Raw genomic sequence first — 9356 nt, 5'->3', positions numbered from 1 at the left:
CGACGTGCAGTCACTCAAGGCGGGTGAAACCCTGACCCGTGATATCACAGTCACCAGTGCCGATGGCACCGCCAGCCACACCGTGACCATCACCATTGTCGGCGCGAACGACTATCCAGTAATAAATTCCGTATCAAATGCTACGGTATCTGAAGAGGGGCTACTTAACGGTATAATTGATGTTATTGGTAATTCTGATACTACAGATGATGTTTCTGCTAGCGGCACAATAAATATTAATGATGTTGATGGTGACTCTTTAAGCGTTTCACTTTCTGGCCCAACAGAATTAATGTCAGGCGGACAAGCTGTAAATTGGCTCTGGGATGCGGATACACAAACACTAATAGGCTACACAGGTGTTATTGGCGGATCTTCCTATGTTGAAGTAATGGCTGTAGTTCTAACCGCTCCAACTTCTGGTGATTCCAATTGGACCTATGATGTGACTTTAAAGGCACCACTTGATCATCCAGACACTACATCTGAAGATACTATTACATTCGATATAGGTATTACTGTTAATGATAATCATGGTGGCACCTCTACAGGTAGCTTTAGTGTTACAGTTGAAGATGACGCACCTGACATCGCATCTATTAGCCCAGTAGAAGTAACGAATATAGATATTCCTGAAACTTTAGTCGGTCTATTCTCTCTAACTGGCTATAGTGGCAGCAATAATCTTCTTGATTTTGATGGTTTTACGATCACAGCCAAAGGATTTACCTCTTCAACAAACTCTAATTTAATTGATGCCGCAATCTATGGAAGTGGTAACGGGATAGGAGTTAGCAGTGTAGGGGCACCTTATCATAATCTTGCTAATGAAGTAGATTTCCGTAAATTTGCAGATGGAAGTTCTGCATCTGAAGAAATCATCATTACTCTCGATCCAGGAACTGTTGCCTACGGCGTGAATATCCAGTTTTCCCATATGTTTGGCGGCGAGCTAGAAGTCGGAATAGTTGAGTTCTGGCGTGATGGTCAGCTTATTGCCACTCAAACATTTAGCTCTGACGCTAATAGTGGTGACTATGCTGCTAATTTCCAAGTCTTACAAGGCGGATTTGATACCATGGTTATCAAGGCGCTAGATAATGGTCAAGGGCCTCACAGCAACGATAATAGTGATTTTACAATAACGGCAATTGAATTTACTGGTTCACCAACCCCTCCAGCAATCGCTTTTGCTACGGGAGTAATCAGCCCAGAGTGGGGGGCTGATGGTCAAGGCTCATTAACGTTGACTGGCAGTACAGAAAACAATTTGCTTACAGCATCAGGCAGCACAATTACCATTACTCAAAATGCAAATACGCTTACTGGTATAGATGAAAATGGTGAATTAGTATTTAGATTAGAATTTACACCTGGAACAGGCACTTGGGAGTTTTTCCAATACCAAGAAATGCTCCAACCTTCTGATGGCGATATTGATTTCACAGTAAGAGCAACAGATCGTGATGGTGACTACACCGACGGTTCGTTCTCGGTTATTCCGCAGTTATACATAGCGCCACCTTCTGCACCAGAAGTGACCATTATCGATGACACTAATAATGACTCGTATTTAAGTCCTACTGAAGTAGGAAATGACGACGTTCAAATACAAGTCGAAATTGATGCTGCTGATTTTGATGCTGGAGGCTATGTCAATCTCACTATTACAAACAGTGGTGTAACAACCAATGTCGAACTCAAACTGGTCAACGGTGAACTGCAACTTGCAAATGGTTCTCCAGCAACAGGTTTTAGTTATAGTAATGGTGTCATCAGTTGGACCGAAAGCACACCTGCGGCAGGCCAAAACATTACAGTAACCGCCACCCAAACAAACTTTGCCGGAAATACTTCTCCTTCCGGCTCTGACAGTGCAGCTGTTTATCTGCCTGATAATCGCCAAATCATTGTTAATGAAAGTGATCTTCGTGACAATATTCCTAATGTTGTCTCAAGTACAATTAGTTTTACCGCAGGAAACCAAGCACTGACACAGTTCCGTTTTAATGAGTCCACCATTAACGCTGCGACCAACCTTGCTGCTGGTGTAAGCATAGTGTGGGCCATTGCCGCAAATGGCGCGCTAATAGGTTCGATAGATAGTATTGACGTGATTCAATTAACCCTCAGCGGCGGCTCAATTGCTGCTGGTACAGCGGGTGATGTCACAATTAATGTTGAACTTCTCGATAACATAAAACACTTGAATGCTCTCGATGGCACAAATCTAAATTCACTGATCAATGGTATTATTATTGAAGCTGTTAGCGCCGATGGTAGCGTTTTGACTGGTAATTTAAGCATCGTTATTAATGACGATCTAATCTCCATCGACCCTGTAAGTACCTCTGGAGTAAATAGCTCTACTGCTGACAACATAGTAGGCGCCCTCAATATTATTGGAGCCGATGGTAATGATCATACCCTTGATGATAATTACAGCATAAGCCTTACAACGAATATTACGGGATGGAATGGAACAACAGTTACATTCGCTAACTCTGGTATAACGGCCGATGGATTAACTGTCTTTTACTACGTTGATCCAGCTAATCCAAATGTGCTTATTGCATATACAGATACCAATGGTACAGCCTCTGCCTATACGGGAGCAGCCAACCAAACGTTAATATTTACATTAACGACTGATTCTAATAGCAATGAGTACACTTTCGATACCAATCAAAGCATTGATGAACTTTCGACTATCCAAATCGCAGGCTTAGTTGGTGGACAGGGCGGTATCGGTGACGCTGTCTACGTCACGAGCAATAACTCAGCGAGTGGCTATGGTGTCTATAACGATATTTCTAAAATCCCATCAGGGGAGAATATTGCATTCACACTGACCGCCCGAGATCAAAATGGGGATCTTGGCCGTGTCAATGGCACCAACAACGGCTTTGGAGTTGACAATCCAAGTGTTAGTGGTAACGAAGTTTTAATTGTTAATTACTCTGAAGATGCTGCGACTGCGAGTTTTAATTTTACAGGCGCGACATCAATTCATTTTAAAGCCTATGATGAACAAGGTAATCTGCTAGGTGAAGGAAATATTACTAGCGGCCAAGTCATCCAGAACTTAGGTTCGATTGGTTATATTGAATTATCAGCTTTAGCAGGGACAAACTTCCAATTTACTGGCACAACTGCACAGACAATTGTGAGCTCCACTCAAAATGTCGATTTACATTTTGATGTAACAGTCACAGATAGTGATGGTGATACTAATACTGGCGGATTTAACGTCCATCTTGAAGCACCCAATACAACCCCAATCGCACCTGTTGCTCTAACCACTAACGCTATTGCAAGCCTTAACGAAGCTGACTTGCAGGCTGGCGCCCCTGATATGAGCGTACAAACACTCAGCTTTAAGTCCGGTAGCAACTCCATTGGTAGCTTCCAATTTGGTGATTTTAATAGTATTTCCGTAACAGGTATTAATGCTCAAATTCATTGGGTGGTAAATGCTGCAGGTCAATTAATCGGTACCGTTTATGGACGCGAAGCACTTCGCTTAACTTTAGATTGGGATCGTATTAATGCAGGAGAACAGGGAGATGTCACAGTTACCGCAGAATTACTGACTAATTTACCCCACAGCGTAAATGTGGATAATCTTACGGTAAATGGAATTAAAGTTGTTGCTATCGATGGTGCGGGTAATACAGCACATTCCACTGTCACTGTTAATGTTGCTGATGATGTGGATATTGCAAAAAATGATACAGACCAACTGGATGTTGTTGTTGACTCATTTAAGTTTTCTGGAGTTGTTGCTAATTGGCAAGGTACTACTGGTGGTACAAATATCACTAAATATGATGGTCCAGATAACGATACAGGCCTAGATCAGATTCGTTGGGGTGACCCATCTAGTTGGTATGGAAGCCAATCAGGCTATGGCTTTTTGGATAACGATGCAGCTTTACAGGGCTCGCTATCGCTCAACCAGGATATCGTTTTGGGTACATTTACCCACTACAATTATTCAATTACATCAGGTACATCTATTACTGCAGCCACAATGCAAGTGACCTTTAACGTCACAGATGCATACGGAGTAACCACACCTGTAACCTTAACACTTAACTTCAATCATAACGAAACACCTAATACGAACGACCCAATTGCTTCACGCGATATTGTCACTGTAGGGCAAACTAGTGTGACCTTCAACTATGAAGGTCAAGTATACACAATGCAAGTTATTGGATTTAAAGACACTAATGGCAACATTGTCACATCTATCTACACGAATGAAGATGCTGCGACAAGTTACCAACTGGTTGTACGTATGGTTGCCGGTAATGGGTATACCTTACCAAACACTGACGGTAATGTGTTGACAAACGATGTAGTTGGAGCTGATGGTCCATTGACCATTATTGGGGTGGCCAAGGGCGATCTTACCAATACAGGCGGGGTATCTGGGCAAGTAGGTTCAACCATAACGGGCTTATATGGCACTCTGGTACTAAATGCAGATGGTACCTATAAGTACCAACTCACAGCGAATGCAAGCCAATTACCAGCAGCAGGAGCGGTAGAAACCTTCACTTATACCATTCGTGATAGTGACGGTGATGTATCAAGTGCAACCTTGAAAATCAACGTTAATCCCGTCAATAGCGATGGTATTAATATTGCGGACGCCAACCTTATTACCACTCAAGGCTCTAGTCTGAATGACACTATGGTCGTTGTTAATGGTGAAAATGCTAATAACCAAAACCAAAAAATATTGAACGTCAGTTTTGGTGGTGGCCAAAGCGGTATCATCACAAACAGTAACGGCAAAGAGGTTATTGCTTCTGGAGCTAACAATAAGAGCTATAGCACTACGGATACCCAAATCGTTAATAGCGGCGAGGGTAACGATCATATTGAAACCGGCAAAGGCAACGATGTTATCTATGCGGGTAAAACAGGCTCGACTGGATATGGTTCCGATGATGCTCTTGAGCTATCAGTCAATACGCTCCTAAATCACCATATTATGACGGGCGAATTAACTGGCTCTAACAGAATGGTTGATAGTAACGGCCTATTATTGGCTAATGATGTCGCTTCACATAACGCTGATATTGTAAATGCTGGCAGCGGTGATGACCGAATTTATGGTCAATCTGGCTCTGACATTCTCTATGGTCATACTGGTAATGATTATATTGATGGTGGTAGCCACAACGATGCACTTCGTGGTGGAGACGGTAACGACACCTTAATTGGTGGACTCGGTGATGACGTCCTGCGTGGTGATAGCGGCGCTGACACCTTCGTATGGCGCTATACGGATGCAGACCAAGGTACTGACCACATCATGGACTTCAATGTAAGTGAAGATAAGCTTGATCTGAGTGATTTACTCCAAGGAGAAACGGCTAATACGTTAGAAAGCTATCTGAACTTTAGCCTAGATAGCAATGGCTCTACCGTTATCGATATAGATGCAAATAAAGATGGAGTTATTGATCAACATATTGTGCTTGATGGGGTTAACCTCTATAGCCAATATGGTGCAACTGATAATGCGGGTATTATTAATGGCTTACTCGGTACCAATGGTAGTGGGCCGTTAATTATCGATACCCAGCCTGTAAATCCAGAAACACCGCAGGGATTAACTAGATTTACTGATGATCCTAATACCAATGGCAATGTGATCCCTTAGATAAAATCGTTTGGATGGCCTATAGAAATATAGGCCATCATGACCGATACTTGCCATAACCATATAAAAATCCAAAGGATAAGTAATTAGGTGTCATCTGCAGCTTCTGAAAAAATTGATCAATGGACCATTTCAGCCTCACAAAGAGTGTTAGTGGATCCTTTGCTGGATTGTTTAGTGCTACTCACTGAGCATTTTGGCAATCCGTGCTCGAGCGATTCGCTTGCGGCAGGTTTGCCCTTGTCAGGTACAGTGTTATCACCCGACTTATTGCCTCAGGCGGCTTCAAGAGCGGGTCTAGCGGCTAAGCTGTCTCGAAAAGGCTTAAACGAAGTATCACCTATATTGCTCCCCTGTATTTTATTATTAAAAGACAAAAAAGCCTGTATATTGCGAGAACTTGATGTTGCATCAGATAAAGCAATTATTCAATTACCCGAGACGGGCGGTGAAGAGACACTGACAATTGAGTCGCTCGAAGCCTTATATGTGGGATATTTATTCTTAGTCAAACAAGAATACCGTGGCGACATGGGCTTCGATGTTTATCTACACGATAATAAAACCCACTGGTTAGTCCAAACCCTCAAAGATTCAGCACCCATTTATCGTGATGCATTAATCGCTTCTGTATTGGTGAATTTATTCGCCTTAGTTTCACCGTTATTTATTATGAATGTGTATGACAAAGTCGTCCCAAACCTCGCTTTTGAATCCCTTTGGGTTTTAGCGATTGGTGCGGCGATTGCTTATATGTTCGATCTTATCATGCGGCAACTTAGAAGTTACCTCATCGATGTTGCAGGAAAAAAAGTAGATATTATTGTGTCTTCGCAACTTTTTGCTAAAGCGATAGGTATTCCCCTAGAAAAACGTTCTCCTAGTATCGGCGGCATGGCGAAACAGTTAGGTGAATTCGATAATATTCGTGAAATTTTAACTTCGGCAACGATCACAACTTTAGTCGATCTCCCCTTCGCGATATTTTTCTTAATCATTATTTTTATTGTCGCTGGTGATCTCGCTATAGTTCCAGTCATTGGCGGCATAATCATTATTGGCTTCACGCTTTATATTCAACCTAAACTCAAAGCGGCAATCGAAGAAGGCAATAAATTTTCAAGCTTAAAACATGGGCATTTAATCGAGAGCTTATCAGCGCTAGAGTCAATTAAAGCTAATGGTGCTGAAGGAATTGTGCAAAAAAGCTGGCAACAGATGATAGGCCACAGTGCAAACTGGCAATTAAGGTCAAAAAAGCTCTCCAACTCAGTATCGAACGTAGCGAACTTTACGGTGCAATTTACCGTTGTCTGCGTGGTGATTTTGGGCGTTTATCGTGTGGCTGATAATGCGATATCTATGGGCGGAATTATTGCTGCGGTTATGCTATCGAGCCGCGCCATTTCACCTATGGCACAACTTGCAGGCCTGATGACGAGAGCAAACCACACAGCTAGTGCACTACGCCAACTGAATGAAATCATGACTCAAGAAGATGAGTTTGAAAATAAAGGGCATTTAGTTAGCAAACAAAGACTCATAGGCAAGATCAATGCTGATCATGTCGGTTTTAGTTATCCAGGTTCTGAAAAGCCTGTGTTGCATCCGATGTCGCTGACGATTAATCCTGGCGAACGCATTGCCATTATCGGTCGAAATGGTTCAGGTAAAAGTACGCTCGCTAAGCTACTGGTTGGGCTATTTCAACCCACGGCAGGAAGCTTGCGCTACGACGGTTTAGACTCAGCACAGATTCATCCGAGTGATTTACGTCGTAATTTTGGCTACTTACCCCAAGATGTCACCCTATTCCATGGTTCTATTCGCGACAATATTTTATTTGGTACACGTCAAGTCACTGAACATCAACTCATCCGCGCGGTACAGCTTTCTGGTGTGAGTCAATTCACCAACCTAGAAGCAGAAGGCCTAGACCAACAGGTCGGCGAAGGCGGCATGTCACTCAGTCGCGGACAAAGACAAACTGTCGCTCTTGCTCGCGCCACACTGAATGATCCCCCTGTGTTACTGATGGATGAGCCTACAGCGAGTTTAGATGCTCGCGCTGAACAACAATTTATTCGTTCAATGCAAAATGTCAGCAAAGATAGAACGTTAATTCTTATTACCCACAAGATGCATTTATTGCAACTCGTCGACCGCATTATTGTACTTGAACGCGGCCATGTGGTTGCCGATGGACCTAAAGCAGAAGTGCTAGAAAAACTCAATTTTGGCCTAGTGAACGGAGAGGCTAAAAGATGAGTAAACATTTAACAACAAACGACTTAGACATGGTTGATGATGTCTATGGCGCCATGATGACAGACGCTCCCAGCGGACACAGATTAATCATATGGGCACTTGCTGCTATGGTAGTGTGTTTTTTACTGTGGGCGGGGTTTGCTCAATTAGATAAGGTTACTACTGGAACGGGGAAAGTGATTCCTTCATCACAAGTTCAAGTTATCCAAAGTCTAGATGGCGGCATAATGCAAGAACTCTACGTTCAAGAAGGTGAGATAGTCACAAAAGGGCAGCCTTTAGTGCGTATTGATGATACCCGCTTTCGCTCCGACTTTGCTCAACAAGAGCAAGAGGTTTATGGCTTAAAAACCAATGCTATCCGCATGCGCGCCGAACTCGACAGTATTCTAATATCAGACATGACCTCTGATTGGCGTGAACAAGTGCTTATCACTAAAGAAGCATTGATATTCCCTGAAGCTATCATTGCTGCGGAACCCGCCTTAGTGAAAAGACAACAAGAGGAATACAACGGGCGCTTAGATAACTTAAGTAACCAACTTGAGATCCTCGTACGTCAAATTCAACAAAGACAGCAAGAAATTGATGATCTCGCCTCTAAAACAACGACATTAACGACGAGCATGCAGCTAATATCCCGCGAGCTTGAACTCACTCGACCTTTAGCCAAAAAAGGTATTGTTCCTGAAGTTGAGTTACTCAAACTCGAACGCACGGTAAACGACTTGCAAGGTGAATTGAATTCAATGCGTTTACTCCGCCCTAAAGTAAAAGCTGCATTAGATGAGGCTATCTTAAAACGCCGTGAAGCCGTATTTGTTTACGCTGCAGAGCTACGCGCGCAGCTCAATGAAACTCAAACCCGCCTCTCTCGCATGAATGAAGCACAAGTTGGCGCGCAAGATAAAGTCAGTAAGGCGATTATCACCTCCCCTGTTAATGGCACCATTAAAACCACGCATATCAATACACTGGGTGGTGTAGTGCAACCTGGGATCGATATTATCGAGATAGTTCCGTCGGAAGATCAACTGCTGATAGAAACTAAAATCTTGCCTAAAGATATCGCTTTCTTACATCCAGGATTACCCGCCGTAGTAAAAATTACCGCCTATGATTTTACCCGCTATGGCGGCCTTAAAGGAACTGTCGAACATATTAGTGCCGACACTTCTCAAGATGAAGAAGGCAATAGCTACTATCTCATCAGAGTTAGGACAGCAGAATCTAGTTTAACCAAAAACGATGGCACACAGATGCCAATTATTCCGGGGATGTTAACTTCAGTTGACGTTATCACGGGGCAAAGATCCATACTTGAGTACATTTTAAATCCAATTTTAAGGGCTAAGGACACAGCGCTCAGAGAGCACTAAGCCTTTTTTTATAAACCGGGAGGTTGGTC

The 9356-nt window shown here is 42.9% G+C and carries 3 protein-coding genes; all 3 read left to right on the top strand.

Annotation, left to right across the window (positions count from 1 at the left end; genetic code table 11):
* Window positions 1–4: 4 nt before the first annotated feature.
* The 3 genes from KO533_RS11945 (at window position 5) to KO533_RS11935 (ending at window position 9327) form a co-directional block, all read left to right on the top strand.
* The gene (locus tag KO533_RS11945; RefSeq protein ID WP_346014703.1) at window positions 5–5680 is read left to right on the top strand and encodes a choice-of-anchor K domain-containing protein; all 5676 of its coding nucleotides are present in this window, start codon (window positions 5–7) and stop codon (window positions 5678–5680) included.
* A gap of 90 nt (window positions 5681–5770) precedes the next feature.
* On the top strand, window positions 5771–7948 hold the full coding sequence (locus KO533_RS11940) for a type I secretion system permease/ATPase (protein WP_219254302.1): 2178 nt from the start codon (window positions 5771–5773) through the stop codon (window positions 7946–7948).
* Window positions 7945–9327, top strand: coding sequence for an HlyD family type I secretion periplasmic adaptor subunit (locus KO533_RS11935; protein WP_168825932.1), 1383 nt, complete (start codon window positions 7945–7947; stop codon window positions 9325–9327). Before KO533_RS11940 ends, KO533_RS11935 begins: the two co-directional genes overlap by 4 nt.
* Window positions 9328–9356 lie beyond the last annotated feature (29 nt).

Origin of the sequence: Shewanella sp. NKUCC05_KAH (assembly GCF_019345585.1) — a bacterium.
Taxonomy (GTDB): Bacteria; Pseudomonadota; Gammaproteobacteria; order Enterobacterales; family Shewanellaceae; genus Shewanella; species Shewanella oncorhynchi.
This window is presented reverse-complemented; position numbering and strand designations above follow the sequence as displayed.